The sequence below is a fragment of the Streptomyces flaveolus genome, assembly GCF_044765825.1.
In the GTDB taxonomy this organism is placed as follows: Bacteria; Actinomycetota; Actinomycetes; order Streptomycetales; family Streptomycetaceae; genus Streptomyces; species Streptomyces flaveolus.
Map to the genome: position 1 here is coordinate 75,432 of NZ_JBIWKU010000010.1, position 21,674 is coordinate 97,105.

Genomic DNA, 21,674 nt, shown 5'->3' on the forward strand with positions numbered 1-21,674 from the left:
CGGTGTACGGGCGGTTCCACCGACGGGACGGCCCTCACGACGTGGAGGTGCGCCATGTGTTCCCACCGGCCTTCCTGCCCCGCAGCCGACTCCGCCGCCGCGCACGTTGTCGCCGCCCATCCCGAGCAGGGGTGGAACCTGCTGTGCGACGGCGGCATCGTCTTCGACGACACCGGCGAGCTGCTGCCCGACGGCCGTGCCGTCGCGCCGCACCGGGTGTCCGCCGAGCGACTGGCGACGGCCGCCTGACCGTCCCGGGCGTCGTCAGGGCTTCTCTGCGACGAACTCCCGCAGCAGGGAGGTGAGGAGTTCCGGCTGGTCCTCGGCGATGAGCGTGCGCGTGTCCTCGACCTCCACCAGCCGTCCCTGCGGGAGGAGTTCGGCGAGGCGGCGGCCGTGGTCGCGGGGCATCATCAGGTCCTCGAGGGCCCAGACGACGAGCGCGGGCCGGTCGAAGCGCCGCAGCCCCTGGGCGGCCTCCAGCAGTTCGCCGCGCCGGACGTGGGTGTTGTAGTGCCGGAAGTCGCGGCGGATCGCCGGGTCGGTGCGCAGGGGACGCAGCCAGCCGTCGACGATCGCGTCCGGCACGGGACGCTTGGTGAGCGCGCCGATCCCGACGGGCAGGCGGCGCAGGATCCTCAGACCCAGCGTGCGGACCAGCAGGGGCACGCCGCCGGGCACGCGGCAGGCGAGGCCGATCAGCTTGCCGGCCAGTCCCGGCGGATAGTTGTCGAAGGCCTCGCACGAGATCAGCACCAGCCGGGCGAGGCGCTCGGGGTGCCGGGCCGCCACCGTCTGGGCGCGGCCGCAGTCGCTCTCGACCAGGGTGACGTCGCTCAGGTCGAGGCGGTCGAGGAACTCGGCTATCAGCTCGTTGACGAGGTCCGGGGTGGGCGGCCGGGACAGGGGCCGGCGGTGGGAGCCGTAGGGCAGGGTCGGTGCGATCACCCGGTGGTCGGCACCCAGACCGGCGATGACCTCGCGCCAGACGGTGGCGTCGTGGGCCAGGCCGTGGAGGAGGACGACGACCGGTCCCTCGCCGCCCGTGTCCTCGTACTCGAGGGTTCCCGCGCTCAGTTCGATGTCCGGCATACCCGAACCTTAGGGCGGGCGCGGGACTTACGGCAGTACGGCGAATCCGTCCAGTTCCACCAGGGCCCGCTCGTCCCACAGCCGGACGACCTCCACGACCGCCATCGCCGGGTAGTCGCGGCCGGCGAGGCGGCGCCAGGTGCGGCCGAGGCCGGCGGCGTGGTGGCGGTAGCCGGCGACGTCGGTGGCGTAGACGGTGACGCGGGCCAGGTCGGCGGGGGTGCCGCCGGCGGCGCGCAGGGCGGTGAGGAGGTTGGTGAGGGCCTTCTCGAACTGTTCGGGGAGGGTGTCGCCGGTGATCTTCCCGTCGGTGTCCAGCGCGGTCTGGCCGGCCAGGAAGACGACGCGGGTGCCGGTGGCGACGACGGCGTGGGAGAAGCCGGTGGCCGGGGAGAGGCCGGGCGGGTTCACGCGTTCGGCGGTCATGCGCCGGCCTCCCCGGTCGTGTCCTGTGCGCGGTACAGCTCCCTGGCGATGATGTCGCGCTGCACCTCGCTCGCGCCCTCGTAGACGCGGGGTGCGCGGACCTCGCGGTAGAGGTGTTCGAGGAGGTGGCCGCGTTGCAGGGCGCGGGCGCCGTGCAGTTGGACGGCCTTGTCGACGACGTACTGGGCGGTCTCGGTGGCGAGGAGCTTGGCCATCGCGGCACGCCGCGGCACGTCCGGCGCGTTCTCGTCGTACGCCGTCGCCGCCGCGTACACCATGAGGCGGGCCGCCTCGGTGCGCAGGGCCATCTCGGCGACCTGGTGGGAGACGGTCTGGAGGTCGCGGAGTTTGCCGCCGAAGGCGTCGCGGGCGCTGGTGTGGGCCAGGGTGGCGTCCAGGGCCGCGGTGGCCATGCCGACGGCGAAGGCGCCGACGCTGGGGCGGAACAGGTTGAGGGTGCCCATGGCGACGCGGAAGCCGCGGTCGGGCTCGCCGAGCACGTCGTCGGCGGTGACGGGCACGGCGTCGAAGGCCAGGGCGCCGATGGGGTGCGGCGAGAGCATGTCGAGGGCGGTGCCGCTGAGGCCGGGACGGTCGGCCGGCACGAGGAAGGCGGTGACACCGCGGGCGCCGGCGCCGGGGGTGGTGCGGGCGAAGACGGTGTAGAAGTCGGCCTCGGGCGCGTTGGAGATCCAGCACTTCTCCCCGGTGAGCCGCCAGGCGGAACGCCCGTCGCCCTCCGCGGCCAGGGCGGCGCCGTCCGGCCGCACGCCACTTCGCGGACCGCCGCCGGCCGGCACGCAGGCGCCCGGCACCCCGACGGTCCCCGTCCCGCCCGTCGCATCCCGTGGCCCGGCCGACTCGGCCCCGCTCTCGACGCCCCGCGATCCGGCCGGACCGCTCCCGTCCGCCGCGCCCCGCGCTCTCGTCGGCTCCGCCCACAGTGCCAGGGCCGCCGCGTCCGAGCCCGCCGTGGGCTCGCTGAGGGCGAAGGCGGCCACCGCGGTGCCGTCGCTCACCCGGGGGAGCCAGCGGGCGCGCTGGGCCTCGGTGCCGTGGGCGTACACCGGATGGGCGCCGAGCCCCTGGAGGGCGAGCGCGGTCTCGGCCTCCGTGCAGGCGTAGGCGAGGGACTCGCGCATCAGGCACAGATCGAGCGCACCGGAGGTGAACAGGCGGGGCAGCAGGCCGAGGGCGCCGAGTTCGGCGACGAGGGGACGGTTGACGTGGCCCGGGTCGCCCTTGTCGGCCAACGGGCGCAGCCGCTTCGCGGCCAGGGTGCGCAGCCGCTCGCACCAGGCGATTTGTTCCGGTTCGAGCGAGAATGCGGTCATCGCCGGTCCCTTCCCCTGCTCCCCTGCCCGCCGTGCCACACCCGAGGTTATCGCGCACCGTTGACTGCCGTCACCAACACGATACGCTCGTTGCGCGAGCCCACCACGACAAAGGGGGCGAACCGCCATGGCAGATCCGCACGCCGCAGATGTGCACCGCACGGAACCGCACCGCGCCGGAGCGCACCGCTCGGCCCACGTCGACACGTTCGCGCGCGAGCATCTGCCGCCCCCCGACCAGTGGCCCGAGCTGCGCTTCGACCTGCCGGAGCTGCACTACCCGGCCCGTCTGAACTGCGCCGCCGAGCTGCTCACCGGTCCGCCCGACGACCGCCCGGTCTTCCGCACCGCGTCCGGGGACGGCTGGACATACGGACAGCTGCGGGCCCGCGTCGACCGGCTCGCGCACCTGCTCACCGGCGACCTGGGGGTCGTGCCCGGCAACCGGGTGCTGCTGCGCGGCCCCACCACCCCATGGCTGGTCGCCTGCTGGCTGGCGGTACTGAAGGCGGGCGCGGTGGCGGTCACCGTGCTGGCGCAGCAGCGCCCGTACGAGCTGAGCACCATCTGCGAGATCGCCCGCGTGCGGCACGCGCTGTGCGACGTCCGCGCCGTCGACGACCTCGCGAAGGCGGAGATCCCGGGGCTGCGGATCACGACGTACGGCGGGGACGCGCCCGACGACCTGCTGACCCGCGCGGAGGCCGGCACCACGCCGGACACGCCGTTCCCGGCGGCGGCGACCGCCGCCGACGACGTGGCGCTGATCGCCTTCACCTCGGGCACCACCGGACGCCCCAAGGGGTGCATGCACTTCCACCGCGACGTGCTCGCGATCGCCGACACCTTCTCCCGGCACGTCCTGCGGCCACGCGCGGACGACCTCTTCGCGGGCAGCCCGCCGCTCGGTTTCACCTTCGGGCTCGGCGGGCTGGTGATCTTCCCGATGCGGGCCGGAGCGAGTGCGCTGCTGCTCGAACAGGCGGGCCCGGGACAGCTGTTGCCCGCGATCGCCGAACACCGGGTGTCGGTGCTGTTCACCGCGCCGACGGCCTACCGGGCGATGCTGGCCGAGCTGGACGCGTACGACGTGACGTGCCTGCGGCGCTGCGTCTCGGCGGGCGAGAACCTGCCGGCGGCCACCTGGCACTCCTGGCACGAACGCACCGGGCTGCGCATCATCAACGGCATCGGCGCCACCGAGCTGCTGCACATCTTCGTCTCGGCGGCCGACGACGCCGCCCGGCCCGGCACCACGGGCGTTCCGGTGCCGGGGTGGCACGCGCGCGTGCAGGACGCGAACGGCGTGCCCGTGCCGGACGGGGAGCCCGGACTGCTGGCGGTGCGCGGGCCGGTCGGCTGCCGGTACCTCGCCGACCCGCGGCAGCGGGAGTACGTCCGCGACGGCTGGAACATCACCGGGGACACCTATGTCCGCGAGCCCGACGGGTACTTCCGCTACGTGGCACGCGCCGACGACATGATCATCTCCGCCGGGTACAACATCGCCGGACCGGAGGTGGAGGACGCGCTGCTGCGGCATCCGGACGTGGTGGAGGCGGCGGTGGTGGGCCGGCCCGACGTGGCGCGCGGGCAGGTCGTGGTCGCCCACGCGGTGCTGAAGGACGGTGCCGAGCGGGACGCCGAGGCCCTGCGCGCGTACCTCACGTCCGAGCTGGCGCCGTACAAGTGCCCGCGTGAGATCCACTTCCGGGACGCGCTGCCGCGCACGGCGACCGGCAAACTTCAGCGATACAGGCTCCTGACCTCCCCCGACACCCGGGGCGACCAGGGCTGATGCCGACGACCTAAGATGATCAACGTGTCCGACCAGCACCCGCAGCACACCCCGAGGTCCCTGATCGTCACGCTCTACGGCGCGTACGGCCGTTTCGCGCCGGGTCCGGTGCCCGTCGCCGAGCTGATCCGGCTGCTGGCCGCGGTGGGGGTGGATGCGCCCTCCGTCCGTTCGTCGGTGTCCCGGCTGAAGCGGCGCGGGCTGCTGCTGCCCGCCCGGACGGCGCGCGGTGCGGCCGGGTACGAACTGTCCGAAGAGGCCCGCCAGTTGCTGGAGGACGGGGACCGGCGCATCTACGCCACCGCGCCCTACGCCGACGAGGGCTGGGTGCTCGCCGTGTTCTCGGTGCCCGAGTCGGAGCGGCAGAAGCGGCATGTGCTGCGCTCCCGGCTGGCCGCGCTGGGCTTCGGCACCGCCGCCCCCGGCGTGTGGATCGCCCCGGCCCGGCTGTACGAGGAGTCCCGGCACACGCTGGGCCGCCTGGGCCTGGACGCCTACGTGGACTTCTTCCGCGGGGAGCACCTGGGCTTCTCCCCGACCGCCGAGGCGGTGGCGCGGTGGTGGGACCTGGCCGCGATCGCCAAGGCGCACGAGGCGTTCCTCGACCGGCACGCGCGTGTGCTGCACGGCTGGGAGCGCCGTCCCGACACCCCGCCCGAGGAGGCGTACCGGGACTACCTCCTGGCCCTGGACTCCTGGCGCCACCTCCCCTACGCCGATCCGGGCCTGCCGGCCCGGCTGCTGCCCGCCGACTGGCCCGGCACCCGATCGGCGGCCGTCTTCCGGGCGTTGCACGAGCGGCTCCGGGACGCCGGAGCCGACTTCGCGGCCCAGGAGCCGACCTGAGCCATCGGTGAGATCCACAGCACATTCACCCGCGATAAGGGAACCCTCAGCCCTCTCCGACCCTCTTCTCAGGTTTGCTGCCTAGCGTCCCGACCCATGAGTCTCACGCGTAGCTTGAACCGGGCCCTCACCGTCACCACCGGCCTCCAGGTGCGAAGAGCCCCCCGGCCCACGGCGTCGAAGCCCGCACCGGAGCCCGCGAAGCGCCGGGCGGCCCCCTACCGATGTCCGTCGGGCGAGGAGCTGACGACCGAGCGGCTGCTGCGGCGACCGGTCTTCATCATCTCGTCCATCCGCTCCGGCTCGACCCTGCTGCGCATGATGCTGGGCGCCCATCCGCGACTGCACGCCCCGCACGAGCTGCACCTCGGACGGATGGAGGTGACCTGCACCAACTGGTTCTCCCAGCGGGCGATGGGCGCCCTCGGCCTGGAGCGCGGTGACCTGGAGCACCTGCTGTGGGACCGCGTCCTGCACCGCGAACTGGTCAGGTCGGGCAAGGACTTCGTGGTGGAGAAGACGCCGGCCAACGTCTACATGCACCAGCGCCTGAAGGACTGCTGGCCCGACGCCCGGTTCGTGTTCCTGCTGCGCCACCCCGAGTCGATCGCCCGCTCCTGGCACGAGAGCGACCCCGTCAAGCGGCCGTACGACCAGGCCGTCAGGGACGTGCTGCCTTACCTGACGGCCGTCGAGGAGGCCCGCACCGCCGGCACCGCCGGCTTCACCGTGCGCTACGAGGACATCACCACGGCCCCCGAGCGGGAGATGCGCCGCCTGTGCGCGTTCCTCGGCCTCGACTACGAACCGGCCATGCTGCACTACGGCGAGAAGAGCGACGCCGAACTGGTCAGGGGCCTCGGCGACTGGCGCGACAACATCCGCACCGGCACGGTGCAGCCGGGCCGCCCGCTGCCCGGGGCGGACCGGATCCCTGCACCGCTGCGCGCGATGTGCGCGGCCTGGGACTACGTCTCCTGAACCGGGTCACTCGCGCAGCGCGAGGCGGGGCTTGGGGGCGTCGGTGCGTCCGGTCTGCGGGCGGCGGCTGCCCGCCCGGTACGGCGCCGGCCAGTCGGCGCCGGGGCCCGCGTAGCCCTGTTCGGCCGCCGCGTGCAGCGTCCAGTGCGGGTCGTAGAGGTGGGGGCGGGCGAGAGCGCACAGGTCGGCGCGTCCGGCCAGGATCAGCGAGTTGACGTCGTCCCAGGAGGAGATCGCTCCGACGGCGATCACCGGGACGCCCGCCTCGTGCCGGATGCGGTCCGCGAAGGGGGTCTGGTACGACCGCCCGAACTCCGGCCGTTCACCGGCCACGACCTGCCCGGTGGACACGTCGATGGCGTCGGCGCCGTGCGCGGCGAAGGCGCGGGCGATCTCCACCGCCTCCTCGGCGCTCGTGCCGCCCTCGGCCCAGTCGGTCGCGGAGATCCGCACGGTCATGGGCCGTTCCCCGGGCCAGGCGCCGCGTACGGCGTCGAAGACCTCCAGCGGGAAGCGGAGCCGCTTCTCCAGGGTGCCGCCGTAGGCATCGGTGCGGCGGTTGGTGAGCGGGGAGAGGAAGCCGGAGAGCAAGTAGCCGTGGGCGCAGTGCAGTTCGAGCAGGTCGAACCCGGCGCGCGCGGCCCGGACGGCGGCGGCCGTGAACTGCTCGCGCACGTCCGTCAGCTGCGCCCGGGACAACTCGCGCGGAATCTGGCCGTCCGGCCGGTACGGCAGCGGGGAGGCGGCCACCAGCGGCCAGTTGCCGTCGGGGAGCGGCTCGTCCATGCCCTCCCACATCAGCCGGGTCGAGCCCTTGCGTCCGCTGTGCCCGAGCTGCACGCCGATCGCCGTGCCGGGCGCCTGGGCGTGCGCGAAGTCGGTGACCCGCCGCCACGCCTCGGCCTGCCGTCCCGTGTACAGGCCGGCGCAGCCGGGGGTGATGCGGCCCTCCGGGCTGACACACACCATCTCGGTCATCACCAGCCCGGCGCCGCCCAGCGCCCTGGCGCCCAGATGGACCAGGTGGAAGTCGCCGGGGACGCCGTCGGTGGCGGAGTACATGTCCATCGGGGAGACGACGACGCGGTTGCGCAGGGTCAGGCCGCGCAGCCGGAAGGGGGTGAACATCGGGGGCGTGCCGGGCGGGCAGCCGAACTCGCGCTCGACCGACTCGGTGAAGCCGGGATCGCGCAGCCGCAGGTTGTCGTGGGTGACGCGGCGGCTGCGGGTGAGCAGGTTGAAGGCGAACCGGCGGGGCGGCTGGTCCACGTACCGGGCGAGGTCCTCGAACCACTCCAGGCTGGCGCGGGCCGCCCGCTGGGTGGAGGCGACGACGGGGCGCCGCTCCTCCTCGTAGGCGGCCAGGGCCTCCTTGAGCGTGGGCTGCTCGTCCAGGCAGGCGGCGAGCGCGAGGGCGTCCTCGACGGCCAGTTTGGTGCCGGAGCCGATGGAGAAGTGGGCGGTGTGGGCGGCGTCGCCGAGGAGGACGACGTTGCCGTGCGACCAGCGTTCGTTGACGACCGTGCGGAAGGTGGTCCATGCCGACTTGTTGGACCTGAGCGGCCGGCCCCCCAGGGCGTCGGCGAAGATCTTGGCGCAGCGGTCGGCGGATTCGCGCTCGCCCAGTTCGCCGAAGCCGGCCGCCCGCCACACCTCCTCGCGCATCTCGACGATGACGGTGGACGCGTCGGGCGCGTAGGGGTAGCCGTGGAGCTGCATCACGCCGTGCTCGGTCTCGGCGATCTCGAAGCGGAAGGCGTCGAAGGCGAAGTCGGCGGCCAGCCAGATGTAGCGGCAGCGGTGCGCGGTGATGTGCGGGCGGAACACCTCCGCGCAGGCGTCCCGGGTGGTGCTGTGCACCCCGTCCGCGGCGACGACGAGGTCGTGGGTCCGCGCGAGCCGGTCGGGGTGCGGGGCCTCGGTGCGGAAGCGGAGATCCACGCCGAGGGCGTGGCAGCGGGCGTGCAGGATCTCCAGGAGACGGCGGCGGCCGAGGGCGGCGAAGCGGTGTCCTCCGGAGGTCTGGCGGGTGCCACGGTGGACGATGTCGATGTCGTCCCAGCGGACGAAGTCCTGCTGGAGGGCCGCGTAGACCTCCGGGTCGGCGTGTTCGATGCCGCCGAGGGTCTCGTCGGAGAGGACGACGCCGAAGCCGAAGGTGTCGTCGGGGGCGTTGCGTTCCCAGACGGTGACCTCGCGGTCGGGGGCGAGGCGTTTGAGGAGGGTGGCGGTGTAGAGGCCGCCGGGGCCTCCGCCGATGATCGCCGCGCGTAGGGGGTGACGGGTGTTCGTCGGCGGGTGCGGGTTTGCCGTGGCTGGGCGCGCAGTTCCCCGCGCCCCTTCGGTCGGTGCAGCCGAGGTCGGCATGAAGTTACCGTCCCCTCCACTTCGGGGGGCGCTTCTCCGTGAAGGCCGCGTGGAACTCCGCGTAGTCCTCGCCGTTCATCAGGAGGGCCTGGGTGGAGGCGTCCAGTTCCACCGCGGCCGCCAGGGGCATGTCCAGCTCGGCCGTCAGCAGCGCCTTGGTCTGGGCGTGCGCGAGGGCAGGGCCGTCGGCGAGGCGGCGGGCGAGGGTCAGGGCGGCCTCGTCGGCGTGGCCCTCGTCGGTGAGCTCGCTGATCAGGCCGATCCGCTCGGCCTCCAGCGCCCGCACCGGTTCGCCGAGCATCAGCAGGCGGGTGGCGTGGCCGAGGCCGACGACCCGGGGCAGCAGGTAGGCGGCGCCCATGTCGCCGCCGGACAGGCCGACGCGGGTGAAGAGGAAGGCGAAACGGGTGCTGGGGTCGGCGACGCGGAAGTCGGCCGCGAGGGCGAGGACGGCGCCCGCCCCGGCCGCGACGCCGTGCAGCGCGGCGATCACCGGGAACGGGCACTCCCGCACGGCCCGCACCACCTGGCCGGTCATCCGGTTGAAGTCCAGGAGCTGGGCGGTGTCCATGGACAGGGTGGCGCCGATGATCTCGTCGACGTCGCCGCCGGAGCAGAAGCCGCGTCCCTCGCCGGCCAGCACCAGGGCCCGCACGGACCGTTCCCGGGACAGCTCGGCGAGCAGGTCGCGCAGGTCGGCGTAGGCCTCGAAGGTGAGCGCGTTGAGCTTGTCGGGGCGGGCCAGGGTGACGGTGGCGACACCGTCGGTGAGATCGACGCGCAGGTGCCGCCAGTCGGGGGTGCGGGCGGCGGAGCCGGTGAAGGGACTCATGACGGGCGGCCTCCTGGGACGGGCACGGCATCACTGAGCGCTACCCCTCGAAGCTATCACTCTTCTGTGACTGTCGTCACGACTGCGCGATAGTCCAGGTGGGGCCGGGCGGCGGACGATCGGCTTCCGTCACATCCGTCACCGGACGTCGATAACGCGGTAACAGCGGGAGCACCCGGGCGAGGGAGGACGTTCACCTGGGTAGGCCGTCCGGTACCGGGGTCGAAGGTCCCGTGTGGTGCCCGTCGAAGGGCTCTGCCGGGCGGCGCCGTACCATTCATAAGGTTGAAAGCAGGACAGGACCGCCTGCTCCAGAACGGACTCGCCGTGCACGATCGCCCCTCTGCCCCCGCCCTCTGGCGCATCGCGCTGCCGCACACCACCGCGGCCGTGCCGGTGGCCCGTGCCCTGGTGCGTACGGCGCTGGCCGAACTGGAGCACACGGCCGACAGCGACACCGCGGAGCTGCTGACGGCCGAGCTGGTCGCCAACGCCGTCGAGCACACCTCCGGCGGAGCACCGATAGAGCTGGTGGTGGAGCTGCTGCCGACCGGCTGCCAGGTCGAGGTGCACGACCCCGACCCGCGGCCGCCGGGCGACCTCACGCGCCCGGACAAGGAGCCGCCCGACCCCTGGCAGGAGCACGGGCGCGGTCTGCTGCTGATCCGCGCCCTGAGCTCGTCCTGCGGTCACCGCCCCACCGACTCCGGCAAGGCGGTCTGGTTCAGGCTTCCTGGGGTACCCGCTCAGCGGCGTCCTCCGCGCTGAGCGAGGTCCGGGCGAGCCGGGAGTGCCGGCGCCCGTAGGCCGAGTAGACCAGCAGGCCGACCGCGAGGAACACGGCGAACTGGAGCCAGGTCGTCGCGCCCGTCTCGTAGATCAGGTAGAGGCAGAAGCCGACGCCGAGCAGCGGTGTCACCGGGTACAGCGGGACACGGAAGGTGCGGGCGAGGCCCGGCTCGCGGCGGCGCAGGGCGATCACCGCGATGTTGACGGCGGCCATCGTGGCCAGCGTTCCGATGGTGCACAGGTTGACCACCGCGTCCAGCGGCGCGAAGGCGGCCGGGAGCGCGAAGACGACGCCGACGATCAGGGTGCCGGCGACGGGCGTGGCCGTGCGCGGCGAGACCTTCTCGAACACGGGCGGGACGAGTCCGTCGCGGGACATGGACAGCAGGATGCGGGTCTGGCCGTACATCACGGCGAGCACCACCGAGGCGATGGCCACGACCGCGCCGAAGGCGACGATGCCGCCGCCGATCGTGGAGCCGGTGACCTCGTCGACGACGTAGGACAGCGCGGCAGGCCGGTCGCCGACCGTGTCGCCGCCGACCGCGCCGATCGCGGCGACCGCGACTGCGCAGTACAGCAGGGTGACCAGGCCGATGCAGACCAGGATCGCGATGGGGATGTCGCGGCGCGGGTTCTTGGCCTCCTCACCGGCGGTGGTGATGGCGTCGAAGCCGATGTACGAGAAGAAGGCGGCCGTGGTGCCGGCGCCGATGCCGCCGAGGCCGGCCGGGGAGAACGGGGTGAGGTTGCCGTCCTTGAAGGCGACGAAGCCGATGGCGCAGAAGGCGACGAGGACGGCGAGCTTGAGGACGGCCATCGCCGCGGTGGCCCGGGCGCTCTCGCGCACGCCCCGCACCAGCAGCACGCAGGCCAGGGCGATGACGATCACCGCGGGGAGGTTGATCAGGCCGCCGTCGCCGGGGCCGGCGGAGAGCGCGTGCGGCAGCTGGAGGCCGACGACGCTGTCCAGCAGCTCGTTGACGTACTGGCTCCAGCCGACCGCGACCGCGGACACGGACACGCCGTACTCCAGCAGGAGGCACCAGCCGACCAGGAAGGCGGTGCGCTCGCCGAGACCGGCGTAGGCGAAGGAGTACGAGGATCCGGAGACGGGGATCGCGCCGCCCAGCTCGGCGAACGCGAACGCGGTGAAGACGCAGGTGATCGCGGCGAGCACGAAGGAGACGACGACGGCCGGCCCGGCTTCGGCCACCGAGTCGGACAGGCCGACGAAGATGCCGGTGCCGACGATGGCGCCGACGCCGAAGCAGACGAGCTGGAACAGCCCCATGGTGCGCTTCAGGCCGTGGCCTTCGCGGTCGGCGCCGGATTCGGCGACGAGGAGTCGGGGCGACTTGATGCGGTGAGCGGGCATTGCGGGTGGTGCTCGTTTCTGGTGGTGCGGGGCGCGACGGTGGTCGCGGTCGGCGGCGCGGAAGGGGTGGCTCCGGGCCGCCGGTCAGCTTATCGGTGCTGCTCAGGCGAGGGTGGCGACCAGGACGGCCTTGATGGTGTGCAGGCGGTTCTCCGCCTCGTCGAAGACGATCGAGTGCGCGGACTCGAAGACCTCGTCCGTGACCTCAAGGGAGTCGAGGCCGTGGGCGTCGAAGACTTCCTGGCCGACCTTGGTGCCGAGGTCGTGGAAGGCCGGCAGGCAGTGCAGGAACTTCACGTCCGGGTTGCCGGTGGCGCGCAGGACGTCCATGGTCACCGCGTACGGGGACAGCGCGGCGATCCGCTCGGCCCAGACGTCCTTGGGCTCGCCCATGGAGACCCAGACGTCCGTGACGACGAAGTCGGCGCCGCGGACGCCCTCGTCCACGGCCTCGGTGAGGGTGACGCGCGCCCCGCTCGCCCCGGCGAGCTTCCGGGCCTCCTCGACGACCTCCTGGGCGGGCCAGTACGCCTTCGGGGCGACGATGCGCACGTCCATGCCGAGCAGGGCGCCGGTGACCAGGTAGGAGTTGCCCATGTTGAAGCGGGCGTCGCCGAGGTAGGCGAAGGAGATCTCCGACAGGGGCCCCGCACTGTGCTCGGTCATGGTGAGCACGTCGGCGAGCATCTGGGTGGGGTGCCAGTCGTCGGTGAGGCCGTTGTACACGGGCACCCCGGCGTGGGCGGCCAGCTCCTCGACCTTCTGCTGGCTGTCGCCGCGGTACTCGATGCCGTCGAACATCCGCCCGAGCACGCGGGCGGTGTCCTTCACCGACTCCTTGTGGCCGATCTGCGAGCCCGACGGGTCGAGGTACGTGGTCGAGGCGCCCTGGTCGGCGGCGGCGACCTCGAAGGCGCAGCGGGTGCGCGTGGAGGTCTTCTCGAAGATCAGCGCGATGTTCCTGCCCCGCAGGTACGGTGTCTCGCTCCCGGCCTTCTTGGCGGCCTTCAGCTCCGCGGCCAGCTCGACCAGGCCGCGGAACTCGTCCGCGGTGAAGTCGGTCTCCTTGAGGAAGTGGCGGCCGGCGAGGGCGGTCGGGACTGTCGCCATGGGGGCGCTCCAGAGGTACAGGGACAGGGACTCCTGGAAGTCTATACGAACTTCTGAATTTATATACGGACTGTCCTTTCCGGAGGCCCTAGACGGCCGCGCGTTCCACCGGACAGCTCATGCAGCGCGGTCCGCCCCGCCCCCGGCCCAGCTCGCTGCCCGGGATCTCGATCACCTCGATGCCCTGCTTGCGCAGGTGCGTGTTGGTGGTGGAGTTGCGTTCGTAGGCGACGACGACGCCCGGCTCGACGGCCAGGACGTTGCAGCCGTCGTCCCACTGCTCGCGCTCGGCCGCGTGGACGTCCTGCGTCGCGGTCAGGACGCGGATCTCGCCCAGTCCGAGCGCGGCGGCGATCGCGCGGTGCATGTGCTCGGGCGGGTGGTCGGTGACCTTCAGCTCCTTCTCGCCCACGCCCGGTTCGATGGTGTAGGAGCGGAGCATGCCGAGCCCGGCGTACTGGGTGAAGGTGTCGCCGTCGACCATCGTCATCACGGTGTCGAGGTGCATGACGGCCCGCCGCTTGGGCATGTCGAGGGCCACGATCGTACGGGCGGAGCCGGCCGCGAACAGCTTGTGCGCGAGCATCTCGACGGCCTGGGGCGTGGTCCGCTCGCTCATGCCGATGAGCACGGCGCCGTTGCCGATGACCAGCACGTCCCCGCCCTCGATGGTGGAGGGGTAGTCGGCCTGGCCCTCGGACCACAGGGGGAACGTCTCGTCGCGGAAGAGCGGATGGTGCCGGTAGATCGCCTCGAAGTGGACCGTCTCGCGCTGCCGGGCCGGCCAGCGCATGGCGTTGATCGAGACGCCGTCGTAGATCCAGGCCGAGGTGTCGCGGGTGAACAGGTGGTTGGGCAGCGGGCCGAGCAGGAAGTCGTCCAGCTCCATCACGTGGAAGCGCACGGAGGTCGGCTCCGTGTGGGCCTCCAGGAACTCCCGCTTGGTCATGCCGCCGACCAGGGCCTCGGCCAGCTCGCGGGCGGGCAGGGTCTCGAAGGCGGCCCGGAGGTGGTCCGTGGCCAGCACTCCGTACTCCTTCTCGTCGAAGACCCGGTCCAGGACGAGCCGCCGGGCCGCCGGGACGTCCAGGGTCTCGGCGAGCAGGTCACCGAAGAGGTGCACCTCGACCCCGCGGTCGCGGAGCACGTCGGCGAACCCGTCGTGCTCGGCGCGCGCCCGGCGCACCCAGAGCACGTCGTCGAAGAGAAGGGCGTCCTTGTTGCTGGGGGTGAGCCTTTTGAGCTCGAGATCCGGCCGGTGCAGGATGACGCGGCTGAGCCGCCCGGCCTCGGAGTCGACGTGGAATCCCATGCCTCCATCCTGACCATTCGGGCGCGCGTTCACCCCCCGCTTGCGCGGACCCGTGCGCTGTGCCGGGCCGGGCGGCGCCCCTCGAGCGCAGGGAGGACCGGGCCGGAGCACCGGTGCCGGGGGGTGACGACGACCGCCGTGCCGTGCCCCTCGTGCCCCCGGTCGTGTCCGGTGTACGACCTTCGATGCGACGTCGGGCGGCTCGCATGCTGGGGAGGCCGGCGCCGGGCGGGACGGACTGCGGGGGAGACACTGGTGAGCGCAGACGCGATGATCACCCATTTCGTGGGTGCGGCCGCTCTGATCCTGGTGGCCGCGCACGCGGGCGGCTGGCTGGCCCGGCGGCTGGGACAGCCGTACATCGTGGGCCAGTTGTCCGCCGGCATCGCGCTCGGCCCGTCCCTGCTCGGCAGCGCGGCCCCGGACGCGTACGCGTCGCTGTTCCCGGCGGCGATCGGGCCGGCGCTGACCGGCTTCGCGCAGTTCTCGCTGGTGGTGTTCCTGTTCGCGGTGGGCTACGAGCTGGACCTGAAGGTCCTCGGCGACCGGGCGCGCACATCGGTGACGGTGGCCCTGGCCTCGTTCGCGGTGCCGATGGCCGTGGGCAGCGGCTGCGCCCTGCTGTTCCGGGACGCGCTGCACGCCCTGGGCATGCCGCGGGACCTCTCTCCCGCCATGGTGGTGTTCGCGGGGGTCGCCCTGTCCATAACGGCGGTGCCGGTGCTGACGGCGATCGTGCGGGAGAACGGGCTGTCCCGTTCCGTGCCGGGCGTGGTGGCGGTCTCCGCCGCCGGGGTACTAGACGCGGTGTGCTGGACGGTGCTGGCCGGGGCGCTGCTGGACAGCGGCGGCGGTGGGGAGGCACTCGGCTGGCCGTGGCGTGCGGTGCTCGCCGCCGGCTTCGTCACCGTGATGGCGTGCGCGGCGCGTCCGGTGCTGCGCCGGCTGCTGTGGCGCACGCGTCTGGAGCCCTCGCTCCGGATGGCCCTGCTCATCGGCTTCGCCCTGGCCTCGGCCTGGGTCACGCACTCCCTCGGACTGCATGTGATCTTCGGGGCGCTGCTCGCGGGGGTGGTGGTGCCGCGCGAGGCGGACGGCACGCTCGATCCGGATCTGCTGCGGCCCCTGCACGACGTCAGTTCGCTGCTGCTGCCGTTCTTCTTCGTGCTGTCGGGCCAGTCCGTGGCACTGAACACCATGACCGGCACCGGCTGGGCCGTGCTGCTGGTGGTCACGGTGCTGGCGGTGGCGACCAAGGTCGGCAGCGGTACGGTGGCGGCCCGGCTCGGCGGACTGGACCGGCACGATGCGCGGACCGTCGGCGTGCTGCTCAGCGCCCGGGGTCTGACGGAGCTGATCGCCCTCAACGCGGGCCTGGACGCCGGTCTGCTGAGCACCCCGCTCTACACGGTGCTGGTCTTCATGGCCCTCACCACGACGCTGCTCACCCAGCCGCTCCTGCTGCTGACCGGCCGCCTGGCCGCGCGGGAGCGCGCCGCGGCCCCGGGGCACGGCACCACCGTGAAGCCGTACGCCCGCTGACGCCGGAGGCGGCGGGTGGACGGACTGCCGCCGCCCACCCGCCGCCTCGGGTTCACAGCCGCGGGTCCACCGGTTCCGACTCCAGCGCCAGGACGCCGAAGACCGCCTCGTGCACCCGCCACAGCGGTTCGCCGTCCGCGAGCCGGTCCAGGGCCTCCAGGCCGAGGGCGTACTCGCGGATCGCCAGGGACCGCTTGTGGTTCAGGAACCGCTGCCGCAGCCGGGCCAGGTTGTCGGGACGCGTGTACTCGGGACCGTAGATGATCCGCAGGTACTCGCGGCCCCGGCACTTGATGCCGGGCTGCACCAGGCGGCCCTTGTCGTCCCGGACCAGTGCCCCGACGGGCTTGACGACCATGCCCTCGCCGCCCCGGCCGGTCATCTCCAGCCACCAGTCGATGCCGGCCCGCACCGACTCGGGGTCGCCGGTGTCGACGTACAGCCGCCGGGTGGTCTGGAGCAGGCCGCTGCCGTCGTGCTCGACGAGCCGGTCGATGAGGGCGAGCTGCTCGTCGTGCGGCAGGGCGGCCAGGCTGCGGCCCTGGGCGGCGAGGATCTGGAACGGCGCCAGGCGGACGCCGTCCAGGCCGTCGGTGGTCCAGCAGTAGCGGCGGTAGGCGTCGGTGAACGCGGCCGCGTCGGCGGACCGGGCGCGCTGGCGGTCCAGCAGCCCCGAGACGTCGACGCCCCGAGCCGCGGCGCCCTCCAGGGCGGCCAGCGCGCCCGGGAACACCGCGCCGGAGGCGGCGCCCACGGCGGCGTACTGGGAACGCAGCAGCCCGGAGGCCTTCAGCGACCACGGCATCAGCTCGGCGTCCAGCAGCAGCCAGTCGGTGGACAGCTCGTCCCACAGGCCGGCCTCGCCGATCGCCGTGCGCAGCCGGTCGAGGACCGCCTCGGTGAGGGACGCGTCGTCGAGGAAGGGGCGGCCGGTGCGGGTGCAGAGGGACCCGGTGGGGCCGTCCACGCCGAAGCGGCGGCGTGCCGCCTCCGCGTCGCGGCACACCAGGGCGACGGCCCGGGAGCCCATGTGCTTCTCCTCGCACACGACCCGCGCCACCCCGTCGGCCGCGTACTGCGCGAACGCCTCCTTCGGGTGCTCCAGGTAGCCGTCCACCCCCGAGGTGGCGGTCGGTGCCATGGTCGGCGGGAGGTACGGCAGCAGCCGGGGGTCGGTCGCGAAGCGGCTCATGACCTCCAGGGCCGCCGCGCCGTTCTCCTCCCGTACGGTGATGCGGCCCGCGTGCCGGGTCTCCACGACCCGGCGGCCCTGGACGTCCGCCAGGTCCAGCGGCCTGCCGTCGTGCCCGCCGGGCGCCTCGGTGCGCAGCGGCTTCGCCGGCTCGTACCAGACCCGCTCGGCGGGTACGTCGACCAGCTCGCGCTCCGGCCAGCGCAACGCGGTGAGCTTGCCGCCGAAGACGGCGCCGGTGTCCAGGCAGATGGTGTTGTTGAGCCAGGTGGCCTCGGGAACGGGGGTGTGGCCGTAGACGACGGCCGCTCGGCCCCGGTAGTCCTCCGCCCACGGGTAGCGCACCGGCAGCCCGAACTCGTCGGTCTCGCCAGTGGTGTCGCCGTAGAGGGCGTGGCTGCGGACCCGGCCGGAGGTGCGGCCGTGGTACTTCTCCGGCAGACCGGCGTGGCAGACCACGAGCCGGCCGCCGTCGAGGACGTAGTGGCTGACCAGGCCGTCGATGAACTCCCGTACCTCGGCGCGGAACTCGTCGCTCTCGCCCTCCATCTGCTCGATGGTCTCGGCGAGTCCGTGGGTGTGCTGGACCTTGCGGCCCTTGAGGTGGCGGCCGTACTTGTTCTCGTGGTTGCCGGGCACGCACAGCGCGTTGCCCGCCTTCACCATCGCCATGACGCGGCGCAGGACGCCGGGGCTGTCCGGGCCGCGGTCGACGAGGTCGCCGACGAAGACGGCGGTGCGGCCCTCGGGGTGGACGCCGTCGGTGTAGCCGAGCTTGCCGAGCAGGGTCTCCAGCTCGGCGGCACAGCCGTGGATGTCGCCGATGATGTCGAAGGGTCCGGTGAGGTGGGTCAGGTCGTTGAACCGCTTCTCGGTGACGACGGTGGCGTGCTCGATCTCCTCGACGCCGCGCAGGACGTGCACCTTGCGGAAGCCCTCGCGCTCCAGGTGACGCAGGGAGCGGCGGAGTTCGCGGGTGTGGCGCTGGATGACCCGGCGGGGCATGTCGGCCCGGTCGGTGCGGGCGGCGTTGCGCTCGGCGCAGACCTGCTCGGGCACGTCGAGGACGATGGCGATCGGCAGGACGTCGTGCTGCCTGGCCAGGTCGATCAGCTGACGCCGGGCGTCCTGCTGCACGTTCGTCGCGTCCACGACGGTGCGGCGGCCGGCGGCGAGCCGCTTGCCCGCGATGTAGTGCAGGACGTCGAAGGCGTCCCGGCTCGCGCTCTGGTCGTTCTCGTCGTCCGCGACCAGCCCCCGGCAGAAGTCGGAGGAGATGACCTCGGTGGGCGTGAAGTGGCGGCGGGCGAAGGTGGACTTGCCGCAGCCCGAGGCGCCGATCAGCACGACGAGGGAGAGGTCGGTGACCGGCAGGGCGCTGGCCCGCACGGTGGTGTCGGTGGTGCCGGTGGTGGTCATGCGGCCTTCGCCTCCTTCTCGTTCGCGGTCTTCGGGTCGTTCACGGTCTTCGGGTCGTTCGCGGCCAGGGTGAACACGGCCATCTGGGTGGGCGGGCCCACCTCGGGGTCGTCGGGTCCGACGGGGCGGAACTCCACGCCGTAGCCGTGCCGTTCGGCGACCGTCCGCGCCCAGGTGCGGAACTCCTCGCGGGTCCACTCGAAGCGGTGGTCGCGGTGGCGTACACGGCCGGCCGGGAGGGTCTCCCAGCGCACGTTGTACTCCACGTTCGGCGTGGTGACGACGACGGTGCGGGGGCGGGCCGAGCCGAAGACGGCGTACTCCAGCGCGGGCAGCCTCGGCAGGTCGAGGTGCTCGATCACCTCGCTGAGCACGGCGGCGTCGTATCCCTTGAGGCGCTTGTCGGTGTAGGCGAGGGAGCCCTGGAAGAGGTGCACGCGGGCGGCCTGCCGCTCGCCCATGCGGTCCAGCTTCAGCCGCCGGGAGGCGATGGTGAGCGCGCGCACGGACACGTCCACGCCGGCGATCTCGGTGAACCGCGGGTCCTTGAGCAGCTCGCGCACCAAGTGGCCCTCGCCGCAACCGAGGTCGAGGACGCGGGCGGCGGCGCCGTCCCGGAGCGCGGTGAGGATCGCCTCGCGGCGCTGCACGGCGAGCGGGGTGGGCTTCTCCTCGGTCTCCGGGGCCACCTCCTCCGCCACGGCGTTGTCGATCTCCTCGACGACGCTGTCGTCGGTCTCGGCCAGCCGGACGAGCTCCAGCCGCTCCATCGCCTCGCGCGTCAGCGACCAGCGGCGGGACAGGAAGCGGTTGGTGATGAGCCGGACCTCGGGGTGGTGGTACAGCCAGGCTCCGCCGGCCCGCATCAGCTTGTCCACCTCGTCCGGGGCGACCCAGTAGTGCTTGGCGTCGTCCAGCACCGGGAGGAGGACGTACAGGTGGCGCAGCGCGTCGGAGAGGGTGAGGGTGTCCGCCTCCAGCGTCAGCCGCACGTACCGGGAGTCGCCCCACTCGGGGAACGCGGTGTCCAGCGGGACGGGCTCCACGGTCACGTCCCACCCGAGCGGCTCGAACAGACGCCGTACGAGGTCGGGGCCGCCGCGGGCGGGCAGCACGGGCACCTCGACCCGCAGCGGGAGCGGTTCGGCGGCACGCTCGGGGCGGGCCTTGCACACTCCGCGCAGCGCGCTGGAGAAGACGTTGCTCAGGGCCACGGCGAGGAGGGAGGAGGCCGCGTAGGGCCGGTCGTTGACGTACTGCGCGAGTGCCGCGTCGGGGGCGCCGCCCCGGCCCTTGCCCTTGCCACGCCGGACCAGGGCCACCGTGTCCACCTCCAGCAGGAGCGCCGCCGTGCAGCGCTGTTCCTCCGCCTCGGGGTAGAGCACGTGGGCCGTGCCGAAGGAGGTGGAGAACGCCTGCGCCTTGTCGGGATGCTTGTGCAGCAGGAAACCGAGGTCGGTCGCCGGGCGCTCGGGAGTGCCGGTGGTGGTGATGGTCAGGAACATGCGGAGGGCCTCTCCGGCTGGACGGACACAACTGCGCCGTCGTACGCGAAAGCCCCCAGGAGTGGTGATCCTGGGGGCTCGGCAGGACGACGGTCACACCATCGCACAGGGCGGCCGACCGGCGCCTTCGTTTATCGCGGGGGCGCGGTCAGGACAGCTGCGCCTGCACCTGGGAGGAGATCAGCTCCAGGTGGTCCAGGTCGTCGAGGTCGAGGATCTGGAGGTAGATCCGCTGGGCGCCGGCGGCGGCGTAGCGGCCGATCTTGTCGGCGACCTCGGCCGGGGAGCCCGCCAGGCCGTTGGCCTTCAGCTCGTCGACCTCGCGGCCGATCACGGCGGCCCGGCGGGCGACCTCGGCGTCGTCCTTGCCGACGCAGACGACCAGGGCGTTGGAGTAGGTCAGCGCGTCGGCGCCGCGGCCGGCCTCCTCGGCGGCGGCCCGTACCCGGGCGAACTGGCGCTCGGTGTCCTCGATCGAGGCGAACGGGATGTTGAACTCGTCGGCGTACTGCGCGGCGAGACGCGGCGTGCGGGTGGCGCCGTGGCCGCCGATGAGCACGGGGACCTTCGCCTGGGCGGGCTTGGGCAGCGCGGGCGACTCGGTGAGGTCGTAGAACTTCCCGTGGAAGTCGAAGGTCTTGCCGGCCTCCGTGGCCCACAGGCCGGTGACGATCGCCAGCTGCTCCTCGAGGCGGGCGAACTTCTCCTTCGGGAAGGGGATGCCGTACGCCTTGTGCTCCTCCTCGAACCAGCCGGCGCCCAGGCCCAGCTCGATGCGGCCGCCGGACATCTGGTCGACCTGGGCGACCTGGATGGCGAGCACGCCGGGCAGCCGGAAGGTGCCGGCCGTCATGAGCGTGCCGAGCCGGATGCGCTTGGTCTCGCGGGCGAGGCCGGCGAGGGTGATCCAGGCGTCGGTGGGGCCGGGGAGACCGTCCGCGGACCCCATGGCGAGATAGTGGTCGCTGCGGAAGAAGGCGTCGAAACCGAGGTCCTCGGTGGCCTTCGCGACGGTGAGCAACGTGTCGTAGGTGGCCCCCTGCTGGGGCTCGGTGAAGATTCGGATATCCATGCCGTCCATCCTGCCTGGTCGGGCGGCGTCCGCCGGACAGGCTCCCGGGTGCCACGGCGCGCAGGCGGCCCCTTGGGCTATCCCGCCTCCCGCTCCGGTAACGACGCGTCCCGGTCCGCCAGTCTGCGCAGCATCTCCAGGACCCGGTCCCGCGACTCGTCCGCCGCGTCGATGGCCTCCATGCACTGCCAGTACGTGCCCTCGTCCTCCACCGTGCAGGCGATGCCGACGAGGGCGATGCCGATCTCGCCGAGGAGTGTGCCGAGGCACATCAGGGCCTGGCGGGCGTCGCCCAGCTCGGTGAGCTGGGCGGCGCGCAGCTCACCCGGGGACAGGTCCGGGGTGCGCAGCACTCCGCAGCCCCGGCCCGCCAGTTCGGTCAGTCCCAGAGCCTCGCCGCGCAGTTCGGGTGGTCCCTGGACCGCCAGTCGGCTGCCGATCGCCTGGGCGAGAGCCTGCGCCTGCCACACCTCCGTCAGGATCTCCGGCACCCCGCCGCCGGCTGCCAGGGCACGCCCGCTCGTCACGATGAGCCGCACCGCGTCCATGCGCTGCCCCCGTCTGTCCGACGCGCCCGCGGCGCGTCCGCCCGAACTCCGTTGCTCACTACCCAGAGTGAAGGTGTGTGGGGTGAAAAGCCAGAGCTAGGCAGAAATATTCGGACAACAAAGGGGCTACA

The 21,674-nt window shown here is 72.9% G+C and carries 18 protein-coding genes; 6 read left to right on the forward strand and 12 right to left on the reverse strand.

What is annotated here, in order from left to right:
- Positions 1–54 precede the first annotated feature (54 nt).
- Positions 55–249, forward strand: coding sequence for a DUF5999 family protein (locus tag ACIRG6_RS27465; protein WP_318214819.1), 195 nt, complete (start codon positions 55–57; stop codon positions 247–249).
- A gap of 15 nt (positions 250–264) precedes the next feature.
- Here the strand turns inward: ACIRG6_RS27465 and ACIRG6_RS27470 are convergent, their stop codons facing one another.
- Genes ACIRG6_RS27470 through ACIRG6_RS27480 form a run of 3 tightly spaced genes read right to left on the reverse strand, consistent with a single transcriptional unit; the run spans position 265 to position 2,852 of the window.
- Positions 265–1,092: an alpha/beta fold hydrolase gene (locus tag ACIRG6_RS27470; protein WP_403324897.1), complete on the reverse strand. Its 828-nt coding sequence runs from the start codon at positions 1,090–1,092 to the stop codon at positions 265–267.
- A 27-nt stretch (positions 1,093–1,119) separates the two neighbouring features.
- Positions 1,120–1,518 (reverse strand): RidA family protein, encoded by a 399-nt coding sequence (locus ACIRG6_RS27475; protein ID WP_239763863.1) that lies wholly within the window; start codon positions 1,516–1,518, stop codon positions 1,120–1,122.
- On the reverse strand, positions 1,515–2,852 hold the full coding sequence (locus ACIRG6_RS27480; RefSeq protein ID WP_403324898.1) for an acyl-CoA dehydrogenase family protein: 1,338 nt from the start codon (positions 2,850–2,852) through the stop codon (positions 1,515–1,517). Before ACIRG6_RS27480 ends, ACIRG6_RS27475 begins: the two co-directional genes overlap by 4 nt.
- Positions 2,853–2,979: 127 nt before the next feature.
- On the opposite strand from ACIRG6_RS27480, the gene ACIRG6_RS27485 reads away from it, so the two are divergent.
- From ACIRG6_RS27485 to ACIRG6_RS27495, 3 genes are all read left to right on the forward strand, one after another.
- Positions 2,980–4,650, forward strand: coding sequence for an AMP-binding protein (locus tag ACIRG6_RS27485; protein WP_403324899.1), 1,671 nt, complete (start codon positions 2,980–2,982; stop codon positions 4,648–4,650).
- A 15-nt stretch (positions 4,651–4,665) separates the two neighbouring features.
- Positions 4,666–5,496 (forward strand): PaaX family transcriptional regulator, encoded by an 831-nt coding sequence (locus tag ACIRG6_RS27490; RefSeq protein ID WP_318214815.1) that lies wholly within the window; start codon positions 4,666–4,668, stop codon positions 5,494–5,496.
- 96 nt (positions 5,497–5,592) lie between these two features.
- Complete coding sequence (locus tag ACIRG6_RS27495; protein WP_364677698.1) at positions 5,593–6,477, forward strand: sulfotransferase family protein; 885 nt, start codon at positions 5,593–5,595, stop codon at positions 6,475–6,477.
- A gap of 6 nt (positions 6,478–6,483) precedes the next feature.
- Here ACIRG6_RS27495 and ACIRG6_RS27500 read toward each other — a convergent pair whose 3' ends face one another.
- Positions 6,484–8,844, reverse strand: coding sequence for a bifunctional salicylyl-CoA 5-hydroxylase/oxidoreductase (locus ACIRG6_RS27500; RefSeq protein ID WP_403324900.1), 2,361 nt, complete (start codon positions 8,842–8,844; stop codon positions 6,484–6,486).
- Positions 8,845–8,848: 4 nt separating this feature from the next.
- Positions 8,849–9,676: an enoyl-CoA hydratase family protein gene (locus tag ACIRG6_RS27505; RefSeq protein WP_364677695.1), complete on the reverse strand. Its 828-nt coding sequence runs from the start codon at positions 9,674–9,676 to the stop codon at positions 8,849–8,851.
- Between the two features lie 285 nt (positions 9,677–9,961).
- Between ACIRG6_RS27505 and ACIRG6_RS27510 the strand changes: the two genes are divergently transcribed.
- Positions 9,962–10,444 (forward strand): ATP-binding protein, encoded by a 483-nt coding sequence (locus tag ACIRG6_RS27510; RefSeq protein ID WP_239763854.1) that lies wholly within the window; start codon positions 9,962–9,964, stop codon positions 10,442–10,444.
- Here the strand turns inward: ACIRG6_RS27510 and ACIRG6_RS27515 are convergent.
- The 3 genes from ACIRG6_RS27515 to ACIRG6_RS27525 all read right to left on the reverse strand — a co-directional run bounded on the left by ACIRG6_RS27515 (position 10,401) and on the right by ACIRG6_RS27525 (position 14,265).
- Positions 10,401–11,843 carry an amino acid permease gene (locus tag ACIRG6_RS27515; RefSeq protein ID WP_364820034.1) on the reverse strand — a complete coding sequence of 481 codons (1,443 nt, stop codon included), beginning with the start codon at positions 11,841–11,843 and terminating at the stop codon, positions 10,401–10,403. The two genes, ACIRG6_RS27510 and ACIRG6_RS27515, sit on opposite strands and share 44 nt — an antisense overlap.
- Before the next feature lie 102 nt (positions 11,844–11,945).
- On the reverse strand, positions 11,946–12,953 hold the full coding sequence (gene argF / locus ACIRG6_RS27520) for an ornithine carbamoyltransferase (protein WP_403324901.1): 1,008 nt from the start codon (positions 12,951–12,953) through the stop codon (positions 11,946–11,948).
- An 88-nt stretch (positions 12,954–13,041) separates the two neighbouring features.
- Positions 13,042–14,265 (reverse strand): arginine deiminase, encoded by a 1,224-nt coding sequence (locus ACIRG6_RS27525; RefSeq protein WP_239763849.1) that lies wholly within the window; start codon positions 14,263–14,265, stop codon positions 13,042–13,044.
- 255 nt (positions 14,266–14,520) lie between these two features.
- On the opposite strand from ACIRG6_RS27525, the gene ACIRG6_RS27530 reads away from it, so the two are divergent.
- Entirely contained in the window at positions 14,521–15,807 is a 1,287-nt protein-coding gene (locus ACIRG6_RS27530) for a cation:proton antiporter (protein WP_365020516.1), read from the forward strand.
- A gap of 52 nt (positions 15,808–15,859) precedes the next feature.
- On the opposite strand, the gene ACIRG6_RS27535 is transcribed toward ACIRG6_RS27530, so the two are convergent.
- The 4 genes from ACIRG6_RS27535 to ACIRG6_RS27550 all read right to left on the reverse strand — a co-directional run bounded on the left by ACIRG6_RS27535 (position 15,860) and on the right by ACIRG6_RS27550 (position 21,543).
- The gene (locus tag ACIRG6_RS27535; protein WP_403324902.1) at positions 15,860–18,418 is read right to left on the reverse strand and encodes a polynucleotide kinase-phosphatase; all 2,559 of its coding nucleotides are present in this window, start codon (positions 18,416–18,418) and stop codon (positions 15,860–15,862) included.
- Positions 18,415–19,923, reverse strand: a complete 1,509-nt coding sequence (locus ACIRG6_RS27540) for a 3' terminal RNA ribose 2'-O-methyltransferase Hen1 (RefSeq protein WP_364677688.1) — start codon at positions 19,921–19,923, stop codon at positions 18,415–18,417. The genes ACIRG6_RS27535 and ACIRG6_RS27540 overlap by 4 nt, the downstream gene beginning before the upstream one ends.
- 148 nt (positions 19,924–20,071) lie before the next feature.
- Positions 20,072–20,995 (reverse strand): LLM class F420-dependent oxidoreductase, encoded by a 924-nt coding sequence (locus tag ACIRG6_RS27545; RefSeq protein WP_403324903.1) that lies wholly within the window; start codon positions 20,993–20,995, stop codon positions 20,072–20,074.
- 77 nt (positions 20,996–21,072) lie between these two features.
- Positions 21,073–21,543: a DUF6099 family protein gene (locus ACIRG6_RS27550; RefSeq protein WP_364677685.1), complete on the reverse strand. Its 471-nt coding sequence runs from the start codon at positions 21,541–21,543 to the stop codon at positions 21,073–21,075.
- Positions 21,544–21,674: the final 131 nt, after the last annotated feature.